This is a genomic window from Bradyrhizobium sp. CB2312 (genome assembly GCF_029714425.1).
Classification (GTDB): Bacteria; Pseudomonadota; Alphaproteobacteria; order Rhizobiales; family Xanthobacteraceae; genus Bradyrhizobium.
The window spans coordinates 953,493-967,044 of the sequence record NZ_CP121668.1 but is presented as its reverse complement, the minus strand read 5'-3'; the positions used below and the strand labels follow the sequence as shown (position 1 = coordinate 967,044).

Below are 13,552 nucleotides of genomic sequence, written 5' to 3'. Positions count from 1 at the left end.
TTTGTCCATCGCGAGTTTTTGAGCGATTTGTGACGCTCTAGTGGCGCTTGCGCGCCGCCCGCCCTTCCAGCGCGACAATTGGCCGCCGCGTCGAGATGCGCGGTGACGCGACCTTGGGCAGTTTCATCGGCGACTTCGGCAGTTTCTCGGCGATGCCGAGCATGTCTTCCCGCCGCGCCATCTCGCGCCAGACGTCATCGGGGCGCACACCGGCCGAGGCCCAGAGCACGGTCAGGTTGTAGAGCAGGTCCGCGCTCTCGCGGACCACGGCCTCGCTATCGCCGTTGACCGCGTCGATCACGACTTCGATAGCCTCTTCGGCCAGCTTCTTTGCCATTTTGGAGGGGCCGCGCTGAAACAGCCGGGCCGTACGCGATGTTGCCGGATCAAGATCCCTGGCCGCGAGCACAGCCAGATATAGCCGCTCAAGCGAATCACTCATGTACGCGAAAATACTCTAAACCGGTGGCGAGCGCGTTAACGCACGACAGCAAAAGCAAAAAACCGGCCGCCGCAGGGCCGCGGCGGCCAGTTGTGGTCAACCTTTGGTAGCCAAGGTCAGTAGCAGTTCTGGACATAGCCCTGGCCGCAGAGCTCCGACGGCGCCGAGCCGCCATAGCGCTGATACTGGTAATCGGGGCCCGGACCGTAATAGGGGCCGTAGGCAGGGCCACTGTAATAGGCCGGACCGCCGTAATAGCCGTAGCCCGGACCGTAGTCATAGGCGTAGGCATCGCGGGTCGCCGCGATCGCAAGGCCGGTGCCGATGGCGCCCGCAATTGCCGCGCCAGCGAAGGCCGCGCCGCCGCCGCCATGCCAGTGACGGCCGCCCGCATAAGAGGCGGTCGGGGCGGCCGCAGTCAGCGCCAGCACCGCGGCTGTGGCAAGAACGGCCTTGCGGCCGCCGAACTTGGAAAATCTGTCAAACATGTCCTGGACCCTCCTTGGGACCTCCAATGGTGCCTTGAGACAGGCTCATGTCTCTCAAACACCCGCGTCCCATGTTGGGTTCCCCAACCCCAACACAAGCTGAACAGGGTTGCGTAATCGTGACGCAACCGCCGCTCATCCGCCGTTCATGTTGGCGTTGACAGACTGACCGCCAGCCGGCGCTGCAAGCGTCACGAAATCATAACAATGCGGGACCGGCACCACTGATGTCAGGACTCAAGACGATCGCCCTTCGCGGCCTGCCGGCCGTTGTGCTCGCCCTCGCAATCTTGCTCGCCGCGTTGCCTGCACGCGAGGTCACGGCGGCCGAGATCGCCGCGCCGTCCACCGCGATCCACTTCACGTTCGATCGCCCGATCGATGCGAGCATGGCGCCGTTCTTCCTGGCCGCAAACGACGGCGGTTTCGGCACCGAACATCTCAACGTCTCCTTCAACAGTGCCGCCGGATCGCCGGAGGCGCTCGCGCGTGTCGCCAAAGGCGACAGCGAACTCGCGCTCGTCGACATCAACGAGCTGATCCGCTTTCGCGACAAGGACGATGCGGTACCGGTCAAGGCGGTGTTCGTGCTGTTCAACCGCGCGCCTTACGCCATCGTCGCGCGCCGGAGCCGCGGCATCCATGTGCTGTCCGATCTCGACGGCAAGACCGTCGGCGTTGCCGACAGCGATCTGTCGATGCGGCTGTGGCCGGCGCTGGCGCAGCAGAACGGAATCAACACCTCGCACGTGAAATTCCACAAGATCAGCGCCGCGGTGCGCGAGCCGATCCTCTCCGCAGGGCAAGTCGATGCCGTCGCCGGCTTCAATCATCTCTCCGCGGTGAACCTGCGCGACCGCGGCGTGCCCGGCAGCGATCTCGTCGTGCTGCGCTTTGCCGACTACGGCTGCGAGGCCTACGGTTTTGCCGTGGTGGCCAATCCCGCTTTCGCCGCGGCGAAGCCCGACGCGGTGAAGGGATTCGTTCGCGCATTGATCGCGGGCATCCACGCCACCGTCAGGGAGCCGGCGCGTGCGGCGGATGAGGCCGCGAGCCGCATCGACGATGGCGACCGCGGCCTCGAGCTCGAGCGCCTGCGCACGGTGCTCGCCGACAACATCCTGACCGACGAGGTCAGGCGCAACGGTCTCGGCGGCATCGACCCGGCGCGCCTGGAGCGCTCGATCGACCAGATCGCGCAGGATTTCAAATTCCGCAAACGCCCGGCGGCCGCCGACATCTTCGACGACCGGTTCCTTCCGCCGGTCGCAAGCCGGCTCGTCAACTGAGCAAAACCGCAAGCTTCCGCTGTATCTCGCGGGCGATCCCTGCTTAAAATGCGGCTCCATCAGCCGCCCGAGTTGCTTGCCCACATGTCCATGCTCCGTCTCTATACCCGTGTTCTGGAACTGCTCGGCAAGGAAGCGCGGCTCGGCTGGCTGCTGGCGGTCGCCAATCTCCTGCTCGCGGCCTCGCAATTCGCCGAGCCGGTGCTGTTCGGCCGTATCGTCGACGTGCTCTCCGGCAAGTCGGTCGCCGGCTCCAACTCGGCCTGGCCGTTTCTGGGCGCCTGGGTGGCGTTCGGGCTGTTCACCATCGCCTGCAACGCGCTCGTTGCGTTGCAGGCCGACCGGCTCTCCCACCGCCAGCGCCAGGCGGTGCTGACCAGCTATTTCGAGCACATCCTGCAACTGCCGCTCACCTTCCACTCCGGCACTCATTCGGGCCGGCTGATGAAGGTGATGCTCAACGGCACCGATGCGCTGTGGCGGCTCTGGCTCGGTTTCTTTCGCGAGCACTTTGCCGCGATCCTGTCGGTCATCGTGCTGCTGCCGCTGTCACTTTATCTGAACTGGCGGCTGGCGATCCTGCTGTTCGTGCTCTGCGTCGTCTTCACCGCGCTGACGACCTTCGTGGTGCGCAAGACCTTCGGCATGCAGATGGCGGTCGAGGAGCACTACAGCGAGCTCTCCGCGCGCGCCTCCGACGCGCTCGGCAATGTCGCGCTGGTGCAGAGCTTCGTCCGCGTCGAATCCGAGGTGAAGGGGCTGCGCTCGGTCGCCGACGAGCTGCTGGCGGCGCAGATGCCGGTGCTGTCGTGGTGGGCGCTCGTCACCGTCATCACGCGCGCCTCCACCACCATCACGGTGCTCGCGATCTTCACGCTCGGCATCGCGCTGCACGACCAGGGCCTGACCTCGGTCGGCGAGATCGTGATGTTCGTGAGCTTTGCGACGCTGCTGATCCAGAAGCTCGAACAGGTCGTGAGCTTCATCAACAACGTCTTCATGGAAGCGCCGCGCCTGCGCGAGTTCTTCAACGTGCTCGACGCCGTGCCCGCGGTGCACGACCGGCCCGACGCGATCGACGCGGGGCGGCTCTCCGGGCTCGTCGAGTTCAACGACGTCACCTTCTCCTATGACGGCAAGCGGCCGGCGATCGAGGACCTCTCCTTCACCGCGCTGCCCGGCCAGACCATCGCGCTGGTCGGCCCGACCGGCGCCGGCAAGTCCACCGCGATCGCGCTGCTGCATCGCGCCTTCGACCCGCAATCCGGCTTCATCAGGATCGACGGCATGGACGTGCGCGGCGTGACGCTGACCTCGCTGCGGCGGAACATCGGCGTCGTGTTCCAGGAGGCGCTGCTGTTCAACCGCTCGATCGCGGAGAATCTTCGCGTCGGCAAGCCGGATGCGACCGAAGCCGAGATGCGCAAGGCCGCCGAGCGCGCACAGGCCATCGAGTTCATCGAGCGCAGCGGCGGCTTCGAGACCAATGCCGGCGAGCGCGGCCGCATGCTCTCCGGCGGCGAGCGGCAGCGCCTGTCGATTGCCCGCGCGCTGCTGAAGGACCCGCCGATCCTGATCCTGGACGAGGCGACCTCCGCGCTCGACGCGGTCACCGAGGCCAAGGTGAACGCCGCTCTCGACGAAGTGATGAAGGGCCGCACCACCTTCGTGATCGCCCATCGTCTGTCGACCATCCGCAATGCCACGCGGATCCTGGTGTTCGAGAATGGCCGCGTGATCGAAAGCGGAACTTTCGATGAACTCGTGGCCAAAGGCGGCCATTTCGCCGAGCTCGCGAGGGCCCAGTTCATGGTTCACGAAAACGCAAGGGCCAGCGTGACGGCGGCCGAGACTGCCGCGACCGCGGTCAAGTCCCCATAGGACCGTCGAAATTCGGCCTATTTCATTGCGGAATACCGCACCGATCCCCCTATTCTCGCCGCACCAGCCGGTATAGGTTTGCGACGCCGCAAGCGGCGGCGCCGGATTTCAGAACCGAACATCAGATCACGAGAGCCCTCCGGAACCGGCGGGTCTCCAAGGACCGGAATCGGATAGTGCACGCCATTCGCCCGCTGCTTCGCAAGTCCCTGTTCAAGCTGTTCGCTGCGACGCTCGCATGCGCCGCATTGCTCGCGCCGCGCGCGGCGAGTGCCGAAGCGCTGCTGCTGATCGAAGCCGACAGCGGCAAGGTGCTGCAGGCGGAGAACGCGACCATTCCCTGGTATCCGGCCTCCGTCACCAAGATCATGACGGCCTATGTGACGCTGAAGGCGGTGAAGGACGGCAGGCTCACGCTCGACACGCTGCTCACGGTGTCGCCGACGGCCGCCTCGCAGTCGCCGTCGAAGATGGGGTTCCGTCCGGGAACGCAGCTCACCGTCGACAACGCGCTCAAGATGATGATGGTCAAGTCGGCGAACGACATGGCCGTGGTGCTCGCCGAAGGCGTCGGCGGCTCGATCGACGGCTTCTCGGCGATGATGAATGACACCGCGCAGCGGCTCGGCATGACGCAGACGAGCTACGTCAATCCGAACGGTCTGCCCGCCGACGGCCAGATCACCTCCGCGCGCGACCTCGGCATTCTCGCGCGCTCGTTCCTGCGCGACCTGCCGGAATACGAGTACTTCGTGCACATCCCGGCGATCCGCTTCGGCAAGCGCGTCACCGGCAATTTCAACAAGCTGATCGGCCGCTACCCCGGCGCTGACGGTTTCAAGACCGGCTTCATCTGCGCCTCCGGCTACAATCTCGTCGCATCCGCCACGCGCAACGGCCGCCGACTGATTGCGGTGGTGCTCGGCGCCAACTCCGGCACCGCGCGCGCGGTGAAGGCGGCGCAGCTGCTCGAGCGCGGCTTCGGCCAGGACAATCTCACCTGGCTTCGCCCCTCGCTCGGCGCCGTCGACAAGCTGGTGCCGGTCGATGCCTCGCCGCCGAACTTGCGCGAGGAGATGTGCGGCGGCCATCGCAAGCGCCCGGCGAGCGACGACGACGATGCGCTGATCGCAACCAATGGCGGCTCGGCCGGATCGGCCTCGGCCACCGGCGGCGAAGCCCAGTTCACCTTCTTCACGGCCGGCCTCCAGCCGCCGCTGATGAAGGCCTCCGAGCTGATGGCCACCGCTCCAGCGGCGGCCGAGCCCGTGCTGGTCTATACCGGCCCGACCCGCACCGGCACAGCCCTGATCGCGGCGGTGGCAGCCGATGCCGACCAGCAGGCGACGCCCAAGCCGCATGGCAAGAAGTCGCGCGTCGCCAAGAAGCCCGACGCGGCCGACAAGCCCGCGGACAAGCCGAAGACGGCGGCGGCGAAGCCGGATGCTGCCAAGCCCGATGCGAAGAACACTACGAAGGGCGACGGCAAGATCGCAGCCAAGCCGGCCGCCGCCAAACATGCCGCGGCCAAGCCGGATGCCGCGGCGAAACCTGCCGAGAAGCCCGCGAGCGGCGATGCGGCGGCAAAACCCGCCAAGCCCAAGGCCGCGACCAAGCCGGCTGCTGCCAAGCCCGCGAACAACAGTTAACGTCGCCTCGGAATTAAATCACAGCCTGCGCTTCGCAGTTGCGGCAAAGCGATTTGCGACGATTCCAGTAGCCACTCCCCGGCCTTTGCCCTAAGCCACGACGCTTGCCACCCGTTCCGGCAGGCTCGATACTGCCGGCAACGAGGCAAGCCCGAGACACAACGGGCTCTGGTGCAAGAGAGGGGAGTTTCCATGGAGCGCATCTGGCTCAAGCAATATCCGCCCGGCGTGCCTGCCGATATCGAGCCGACGCAATACGCATCGCTGGTCGACCTCCTGGAGGAGAGCTTCACCAAGTTCGCCGACCGCAAGGCGTTCATCTGCATGGACAAGTCGATCAGCTATCGCGATCTCGACCAGATGTCGCTGGCGCTCGCCGCTTACCTGCAGGGCCGCGGCCTGCAACGCGGCGCCCGCGTCGCGATCATGATGCCGAACGTGCTGCAATATCCGGTCGCGACCGCAGCCGTGCTGCGCGCCGGATACGCGGTGGTCAACGTCAACCCACTCTACACCCCGCGCGAGCTCGAGCATCAGCTCAAGGATTCCGGCGCCGAAGCCATCATCGTGCTGGAGAATTTTGCCCACACCGTCGAGCAGGTGATCGCGAGGACGCCGGTGAAGCACGTCATCGTCGGCAGCATGGGCGATCTGCTCGGCTTCAAGGGCATGATCGTCAATCTCGTCGTCCGCCGCGTCAAGAAGATGGTGCCGGCCTTCTCGCTGCCGGGCGCGGCGTCCTTCAACGACGCGCTCGCGGCCGGCCGCGGCCAGACCTTCAACAAGCCGAAGCTCTCGCCCGGCGACGTCGCCTTCCTGCAATATACCGGCGGCACCACCGGCGTCTCCAAGGGCGCCACGCTGCTCCACCGCAACATCGTCGCCAACGTCTTGCAGAACGACGCCTGGCTGCAGCCGGCGCTGGCGCAGCCGCCGCAGATCGACCAGCTCCTGATCGTCTGCGCGCTGCCGCTCTATCACATCTTCGCGCTGACGGCGTGCTACCTGCTCGCGGTACGCGCCGGCGGCTGTAACCTGTTGATCCCGAACCCGCGCGACATCGCCGGCTTCGTCAAGGAGCTCGCAAAATACCAGGTCAACAGCTTCCCGGCGGTGAACACGCTCTACAACGGGCTGATGCACCACCCCGACTTCAAGAAGCTCGACTTCTCCAAGCTGAAGATCTCGAACGGCGGCGGCATGGCGGTGCAGCGCCCGGTTGCCGAGCAGTGGAAGGCGGTGACCGGCTGCTTCATCGCCGAAGGCTACGGCCTGTCGGAGACCTCGCCGACGCTGACCTGTAATCCCGCGACCACGACCGAGTTCTCGGGATCGATCGGCATCCCCGTGCCCTCGACCTGGATCTCGATCCGCGACGACGACGGCAACGAAGTCCCGCTCGGCCAGGCCGGCGAGATTTGCGCCAAGGGCCCGCAGGTGATGTCGGGCTACTGGAACAGGCCGGAAGAGACCGCCAAGGTGATGACAGCCGACGGCTATTTCCGCACCGGCGACATTGGCGTGATGGACGAACGGGGCTACACCAAGATCGTCGATCGCAAGAAGGACATGATCCTGGTCTCCGGCTTCAACGTCTATCCGAACGAGATCGAGGAAGTCATCGCGAGCCATCCCGGCGTGCTGGAATGCGCCGTGATCGGCATTCCCGATTCCAAGTCGGGCGAGGCGGTGAAGGCGTTCGTGGTCAAGAAGGACCCGAACCTCACGGCGGAGGGCGTCATCAGGTTCTGCCAGGAGCAGCTCACCGGCTACAAGGTGCCCAAGCACATCGAATTCCGCACCGACCTGCCGAAGACCAATGTCGGCAAGATCCTGCGCCGGCAGCTGCGCGACGAGAAGAAGGCCGAGGCGGCCTGAGCCGCATCGCTGATTCATGACTGACGCGAGCGACAACATGCCGGCCGGCATTCTCGCCTTCTGGCGCGAAGCCGGCCGAGAGCGCTGGTACGAGCGCAGCGATGCGTTCGACGCGGAGGTCCGGCGCCGGTTTCTCGCCCTGTGGCAGAAGGCCGTCGCCGGCGAGCTGGCATCATGGGAGGACAGCGATGACGGCGCGCTCGCGCTGGTCGTCGTGCTCGACCAGTTTCCCCGCAACATGTTTCGCGGCACGCGCGAAGCCTTTGCCAGCGATGCGCCGGCGCGCGAGGTCGCCCGCCGCGCCATCGACCGGGGCGTCGATGGCAGGGTCGATCCGATCCTGCTCGAATTCCTCTATCTGCCCTTCATGCATTCCGAGCACCTGCCCGATCAGCTGCATTGCGTCGCGCTGTTCGAAAACACCGACAATGCCGAAAACCTGAAATACGCCCGCCTGCACGCCGACATCATCCAGCGGTTCGGCCGCTTTCCCCACCGCAACCCTCTCCTCGGCCGCGACACCACCGCGGAGGAGCAGGCCTTCCTCGACAGCGGCGGTTTTGCCGGCTGATGACATCGCGGTGAAGGGCGACCGCCCCCGCTGCTTTGCGTATCACTTCCCTTGCCGGCAATATTGTGCAGGCCCGCGCCACGGTCTAAAAAGCGGGACCGATTTTCAGGGAGACTGACGATGGCGATCCAGACTGGCGACAAGCTGCCCGAGGCGAAATTCCGCGTGATGACGGCGGAAGGCCCGCAGGTGAAGACCACCGACGACATCTTCAAGGGCAAGAAGGTGGCGCTGTTCGCCGTGCCCGGCGCCTATACCGGCACCTGCCACAAGATGCATCTGCCGAGCATCTTCCTCAACGCCTACGCCATGAAGGACAAGGGCGTCGACACCATCGCCATCGTCTCGGTCAACGATGCCTTCGTCATGAACGCCTGGAAGCGCGACACCGACCAGCGCGACGAGGCCGTCTTCCTCGCCGACGGCAATGCCGAGTTCGCCAAGGCGATCGGCATGGAGCTCGATGCTTCCGCGAACGGCCTCGGCATCCGCTCCAAGCGCTATTCGATGCTGGTCGAGGACGGCGTAGTCAAGAAGCTGAACCTGGAAGCGATGCCCGGCAAGGTCGAGGTCTCGGGCGGCGATACGCTGCTGGGGCAGCTGTAAGCTCTAGGCGCCGTTCTTAGCCACAAATGACACTGTCATGCCCCGCGAAGGCGGGGCATTCAGTACGCCGAGGCTTCTCGGCTCAATCACAACCGCCTCTGGAATACTGGATCGCCCGCCTTCGCGGGCGATGACAGTTGAGAATGAGGCGACGAAGGCGTGGATGGCCGGGTCGAGCCCGGCCATGACGGGCGGAGAGCGCGAACGCCCTCGTTACTCCCCCACCCGCTGCTGCAACCGCGCCTTCACGATCCCGTCCCGCGCGAGCTGATCCGCCCGCTCGTTCTCCGGATGGCCGGCATGGCCCTTGACCCAGTGCCAGCGGACTTCGTGCTGCTTGAGTGCCGCATCGAGGCGCTGCCAAAGCTCCACATTCTTGACCGGCTTCTTGTCGGCGGTGCGCCAGCCGTTGCGCTTCCAGCCAAAGATCCACCCCGTGATGCCCTGCCGGACATACTGGCTGTCGGTGTAGAGATCGACGGTGCACGGCTTCTTGAGCGCTTCCAGCGCGGAGATCGCCGCCATCAATTCCATCTGGTTGTTGGTGGTGTGCGGCTGGCCGCCGTTCAGCTCTTTCTCCTTGTCGCCGAACTTCAGGATCGCGCCCCAGCCGCCGGGCCCCGGATTTCCCGAGCAGGCGCCGTCGGTATAGATCGTGACAACGGGCTTTTCGCTCACGCGACCAGTCCTGACGGCATCAGCCCGTAATCGCGCGCGCTGGAAACGCTCTGGTGGAAGCGCAGCTTGCGAAAATATTCCAGCGGATCCTTCGGCTTCACCAGCGCACCGGGCGGCACGTTGAGCCAGTCCACCAGCCGCGTCAGCAGGAAGCGGATCGCGGCGCCGCGCGCCAGCAGCGGCAGCGCGGCCTCCTCGGCTTCGGAGAGCTTTCGCACCCGGCCATAGGCATTGAGGAAAGCGCGCGCCTTCGTGACGTTGAAGGAATGATCCGGCTCGAAGCACCAGGCGTTGAGGCAGATCGCGACGTCATAGGCCAGCATGTCGTTGCAAGCGAAGGTGAAGTCGATGATCCCCGAGAGCTTGTCGCCGAGGAAGAAGGCGTTGTCGTTGAAGAGGTCGGCGTGGATCACGCCCTCGGGCAGATCGGTCGGCCAGACGCCACTCGAGAGATAGTCGAGTTCGGTCGCAAGGTATGCTCGCAGGCCCGGCTGCACCTCGTCGGCGCGGCTTGCCGCTGCATCGAACAGCGGCCGCCAGCCCGCAACCGAGAGCGCATTGGCGCGCTTGATCGCGAAATTGGCGCCGGCCAGATGCATCCTGGCGAGCCCCTCGCCGACACCGGCGCAATGCATCGCGTTCGGCTTGCGCGGCCAGACGCCTTCGAGAAAGGTGATGATCGCGGCGGGGCGCCCCGACAGCTCGCGCAACGCCTCTCCGTCTTTCGCCTTCACCGGCAGCGGACAGGTCACGCCGTGCTCGGCCAGATGCGTCATCAGCGCGAGGAAGAACGGCAGATCGTTCTTCGCCACGCGCTTCTCATAGAGCGTGAGGATGAACGAGCCTTTGCTGGTGTGCAGCAGGAAGTTGGAATTCTCGACGCCCTCGGCGATGCCCTTGTAGGAGAGCAATTCGCCGAGATCGTATTGACTCAGGAAATCCGCAAGCTCGTCGGCGGCAACGTCGGTGTAGACCGCCATAAAGGTCTACTCGGCGGCGGCTTCGGGGCGCACCTGACGCGGCAGCGGGAAGAACTCGTTCTCTTCCGCGGCCGAGACCGTCTCCACATGCAGCGTGTAGCGCTCGGCGAACGCGTCCATGATCTCCTCGACGATCACTTCCGGCGCGGACGCGCCCGCGGTGATGCCAAGGCTCGCGATGTTGCCGAACTTGTCCCAGTCGATGTCGGTGGCGCGCTGCGCCAGCACGGCGACCTTGCAGCCCTCACGCTCGGCAACCTCGCGCAGCCGCTGCGAGTTCGACGAATTGGGGGCACCGACAACGATCAGCGCGTCGACAACCGGCGCCACCTTCTTCACCGCCAGCTGGCGGTTGGTGGTGGCGTAGCAGATGTCTTCCTTGTGCGGCCCGTTGATGTTCGGGAAGCGCTCCTTGAGCAGCGCCACGATCTCCGCGGTATCGTCGATCGACAGCGTGGTCTGGGTCACGAAGGCGAGGTTATCGGGATCCTTCGGACTGATGGTCTTGGCATCCTCGGCGGTCTCGATCAGGGTCACAGCGCCGGCGGGAAGTTGGCCGAGCGTGCCAACCACCTCGGGGTGGTGGGAGTGGCCGATCAGGAAGATCTCGCGGCCGCGCTTGAAGTGGATCGCGGCCTCGCGGTGCACCTTGGTCACCAGCGGGCAGGTCGCATCCAGCGAGAACAGATTGCGGGACTGCGCGTCGGCCGGAACCGACTTGGGGACGCCATGGGCCGAGAACACGACCGGGGCGGTGGTGCTTTCGGGGATTTCGGCGAGCTCCTCGACGAAGATCGCGCCCTTCTTCTTCAACCCATCGACGACGTACTTGTTGTGCACAATCTCATGGCGAACATAGACGGGGGCGCCGTATTTATCGAGCGCCCGTTCCACGGTGTCGATCGCCCGGACCACCCCGGCGCAGAAGCCGCGGGGAGAACAAAGCACGATCTTGAGGTCTGGTTTGGCTGACATTGAGCGATCTCGGGACCGAATCACCCGTTTCGCCTTCTGGCGGGGGCGGTCGATGGCTGGAAAGGGCTAAAAACGGTTTGCTTGGACTTTACCGGGTCTGCAAAGGGAATTGGGCCCCCTTTCGGGCGCTGTCAAGGCACTATCTATAGCAGAACCATTGCGTGGCTAGCCCCTCCCGGCTTATATAGCGCGAATTCCCTGTCATCGCTGATGACCACCGGTTTCGCCTCCAGAGGGGTGGGCGAAGCACAAAGGAGATTTGCCATGAGCAACGCACCTCTGATGCCCAAGGCGACCGCCGTCTGGCTGCTGGACAACACCGCGCTGACCTTCGACCAGGTCGCCGATTTCACCAAGATGCACCCCCTCGAGGTGCGAGCGATCGCCGACGGCGACGCCGCCCAGGGCATCAAGGGCATGGACCCCCTCTCCAACGGCCAGCTGACCCGCGAGGAGATCGAGAAGGGTGAGAAGAACCCGGACTACCGGCTCCGCCTCCAGGAGAGCAAGGTGGTGCTGCCGCCCCAGCCCAAGCGCAAGGGCCCGCGCTACACCCCGGTGTCGCGCCGCCACGAGCGCCCGAGCGCCATCCTCTGGCTGCTGCGCAGCCATCCGGAGCTCAAGGACGCCCAGATCATGCGTCTGGTCGGCACCACCAAGAGCACCATCGCCAGCGTGCGCGACCGCACGCACTGGAACACCTCGCAGCTGACCCCGATCGACCCCGTCACGCTCGGCCTCTGCTCGCAGATCGAGCTCGATTTCGAGGTGGCGCGCGCGGCCAAGGAAAAGCCGATCGACGCAGCCTATGGCGGTGCCACCCTGCTGCCGGCCTCCGAGACCACCAAGAAGGACGAGTTCGAGCCGACCGAGCGGTCGAGCGACGACCTCAACGTCGACGCCGTGTTCGCCAAGCTCAAGACGCTTGGCGGCAAGAAGCACGAGGACGAGGAGGAGTAGTTCCCTCTCTCGTTCGTCACCAGATGCAAACGCGGCGGGCCAACCCGCCGCGTTTTTGTTTTGTGCGTAGACAGCGATTTTGGCCACGCATTTTGCCACGCGAACGACGCGTCCCCTCCCCCCTTGTGGGGGAGGGTTAGGGAGAGGGGTACCCCACGGGGACTCTCTCCATCAGTTCGAAGCAGACTCACTCACACCGTTTCCTGGGCCACCCCTCTCCCCGCCCTCCCCGCAAGGGGGGAGGGAGTGCAGGGTCAGCCGCAGTCACAGTCTGCCCTCAAACGACGTATCAGAACTTGTACGTCACGCCGCCGCCGACGAGCCACGGATCGATATGGGCGGTGCCGGTGACGGGCAGACCCGAGACGGTCGCGCTGTAGTCCGGCCGCAGCCAGAGCTTCTTGACGTCGACGTTGAGACCCCAGTGCCGGTCGAGCATGTAGTCGAAGCCGAACTGCACGGCGCCGCCCCAGGCGTTGCTGACATGGAGGCTCGTGGTGGTGGCGACGATCGCGGGCGGACCGGCGATGGCGGCCGGTGCATTCGCAGCCGAATTGTTGAAGAACACGGTGTAGTTCACGCCCGCGCCAATATACGGCTTGAACGCGCCGAAATTGTCGAAGTGATATTGCAATGTCAGCGTCGGCGGCAGCAGCGTGGTCTTGCCGATCGGCAGGTTCGCCAGCGAGCCGGTGCCGCTGATCGAATGCCTGGTCACGCCCAGGATCAGCTCGGCCGCGATGTTCTTCGTGAAGAAATAGCTGATGTCGAGCTCGGGCACGACCTGGTCGCTGATCGAGAGCCCGGAATTCGGTGCCGACAGAGACGGCACGACCGCGACATTGACAGTCGAACCGCCCGCGTCCGGCAACACGCCGAGCACGCGCAGACGCACCATCCACGGATTGAACGCCTCCACCTGCGGCGGCGCCTTCGTGTAAACCGGCAAATCGGCTGCCTGCACCGAGGAAAAAGTCCCCGCGAGCATCGCGCCAAGCACAGCCAGCCGCGCCACGTTTCTTGTCGTTCCGTTCATTGCATTCCCCTTCAGCCATGTCCGCGCTTCGTTGCGGGACATCTGCGTCAGAGCAGAAAGGGGGCGATGAAGGATTTGACGCCGGTCAAATCAGAACAGGCGCGACACGATTTGGCCGC

The 13,552-nt window shown here is 65.1% G+C and carries 13 protein-coding genes; 7 read left to right on the top strand and 6 right to left on the bottom strand.

Annotated features, from left to right (window positions below; translation table 11 throughout):
- Nucleotides 1-37 precede the first annotated feature (37 nt).
- A complete protein-coding gene (hisE, locus tag QA642_RS04625; RefSeq protein ID WP_283083601.1) occupies nt 38-442 on the bottom strand; it encodes a phosphoribosyl-ATP diphosphatase in 405 nt (134 codons plus the stop codon).
- A 116-nt stretch (nt 443-558) separates the two neighbouring features.
- Complete coding sequence (locus QA642_RS04620) at nt 559-930, bottom strand: hypothetical protein (protein ID WP_283083600.1); 372 nt, start codon at nt 928-930, stop codon at nt 559-561.
- A 227-nt stretch (nt 931-1,157) separates the two neighbouring features.
- Between QA642_RS04620 and QA642_RS04615 the strand changes: the two genes are divergently transcribed.
- The 6 genes from QA642_RS04615 to QA642_RS04590 all read left to right on the top strand — a co-directional run bounded on the left by QA642_RS04615 (nt 1,158) and on the right by QA642_RS04590 (nt 8,804).
- On the top strand, nt 1,158-2,219 hold the full coding sequence (locus tag QA642_RS04615) for an ABC transporter substrate-binding protein (protein WP_283083599.1): 1,062 nt from the start codon (nt 1,158-1,160) through the stop codon (nt 2,217-2,219).
- 84 nt (nt 2,220-2,303) lie between these two features.
- Complete coding sequence (locus QA642_RS04610; protein WP_283083598.1) at nt 2,304-4,100, top strand: glucan ABC transporter ATP-binding protein/ permease; 1,797 nt, start codon at nt 2,304-2,306, stop codon at nt 4,098-4,100.
- Between the two features lie 176 nt (nt 4,101-4,276).
- The gene (locus tag QA642_RS04605) at nt 4,277-5,749 is read left to right on the top strand and encodes a D-alanyl-D-alanine carboxypeptidase family protein (RefSeq protein ID WP_283083597.1); all 1,473 of its coding nucleotides are present in this window, start codon (nt 4,277-4,279) and stop codon (nt 5,747-5,749) included.
- A gap of 192 nt (nt 5,750-5,941) precedes the next feature.
- A complete protein-coding gene (locus QA642_RS04600; protein ID WP_283083596.1) occupies nt 5,942-7,627 on the top strand; it encodes a long-chain fatty acid--CoA ligase in 1,686 nt (561 codons plus the stop codon).
- A 16-nt stretch (nt 7,628-7,643) separates the two neighbouring features.
- The gene (locus QA642_RS04595) at nt 7,644-8,198 is read left to right on the top strand and encodes a DUF924 family protein (RefSeq protein WP_283083595.1); all 555 of its coding nucleotides are present in this window, start codon (nt 7,644-7,646) and stop codon (nt 8,196-8,198) included.
- 120 nt (nt 8,199-8,318) lie between these two features.
- Nucleotides 8,319-8,804, top strand: coding sequence for a peroxiredoxin (locus QA642_RS04590; protein ID WP_212087554.1), 486 nt, complete (start codon nt 8,319-8,321; stop codon nt 8,802-8,804).
- Between the two features lie 213 nt (nt 8,805-9,017).
- Here QA642_RS04590 and rnhA read toward each other — a convergent pair whose 3' ends face one another.
- The 3 genes from rnhA to ispH are packed head-to-tail and all read right to left on the bottom strand — an operon-like array spanning nt 9,018 to nt 11,437.
- Complete coding sequence (gene rnhA, locus QA642_RS04585) at nt 9,018-9,482, bottom strand: ribonuclease HI (RefSeq protein WP_283083594.1); 465 nt, start codon at nt 9,480-9,482, stop codon at nt 9,018-9,020.
- Nucleotides 9,479-10,462, bottom strand: a complete 984-nt coding sequence (locus tag QA642_RS04580) for a homoserine kinase (protein ID WP_283083593.1) — start codon at nt 10,460-10,462, stop codon at nt 9,479-9,481. Before QA642_RS04580 ends, rnhA begins: the two co-directional genes overlap by 4 nt.
- 6 nt (nt 10,463-10,468) lie before the next feature.
- Nucleotides 10,469-11,437, bottom strand: coding sequence for a 4-hydroxy-3-methylbut-2-enyl diphosphate reductase (ispH, locus tag QA642_RS04575; RefSeq protein ID WP_283083592.1), 969 nt, complete (start codon nt 11,435-11,437; stop codon nt 10,469-10,471).
- A 264-nt stretch (nt 11,438-11,701) separates the two neighbouring features.
- Between ispH and QA642_RS04570 the strand changes: the two genes are divergently transcribed.
- Nucleotides 11,702-12,397 carry a cell cycle transcriptional regulator TrcR gene (locus tag QA642_RS04570; protein ID WP_283083591.1) on the top strand — a complete coding sequence of 232 codons (696 nt, stop codon included), beginning with the start codon at nt 11,702-11,704 and terminating at the stop codon, nt 12,395-12,397.
- A 289-nt stretch (nt 12,398-12,686) separates the two neighbouring features.
- On the opposite strand, the gene QA642_RS04565 is transcribed toward QA642_RS04570, so the two are convergent.
- A complete protein-coding gene (locus QA642_RS04565; protein ID WP_283083590.1) occupies nt 12,687-13,433 on the bottom strand; it encodes an OmpW family outer membrane protein in 747 nt (248 codons plus the stop codon).
- Nucleotides 13,434-13,552 lie beyond the last annotated feature (119 nt).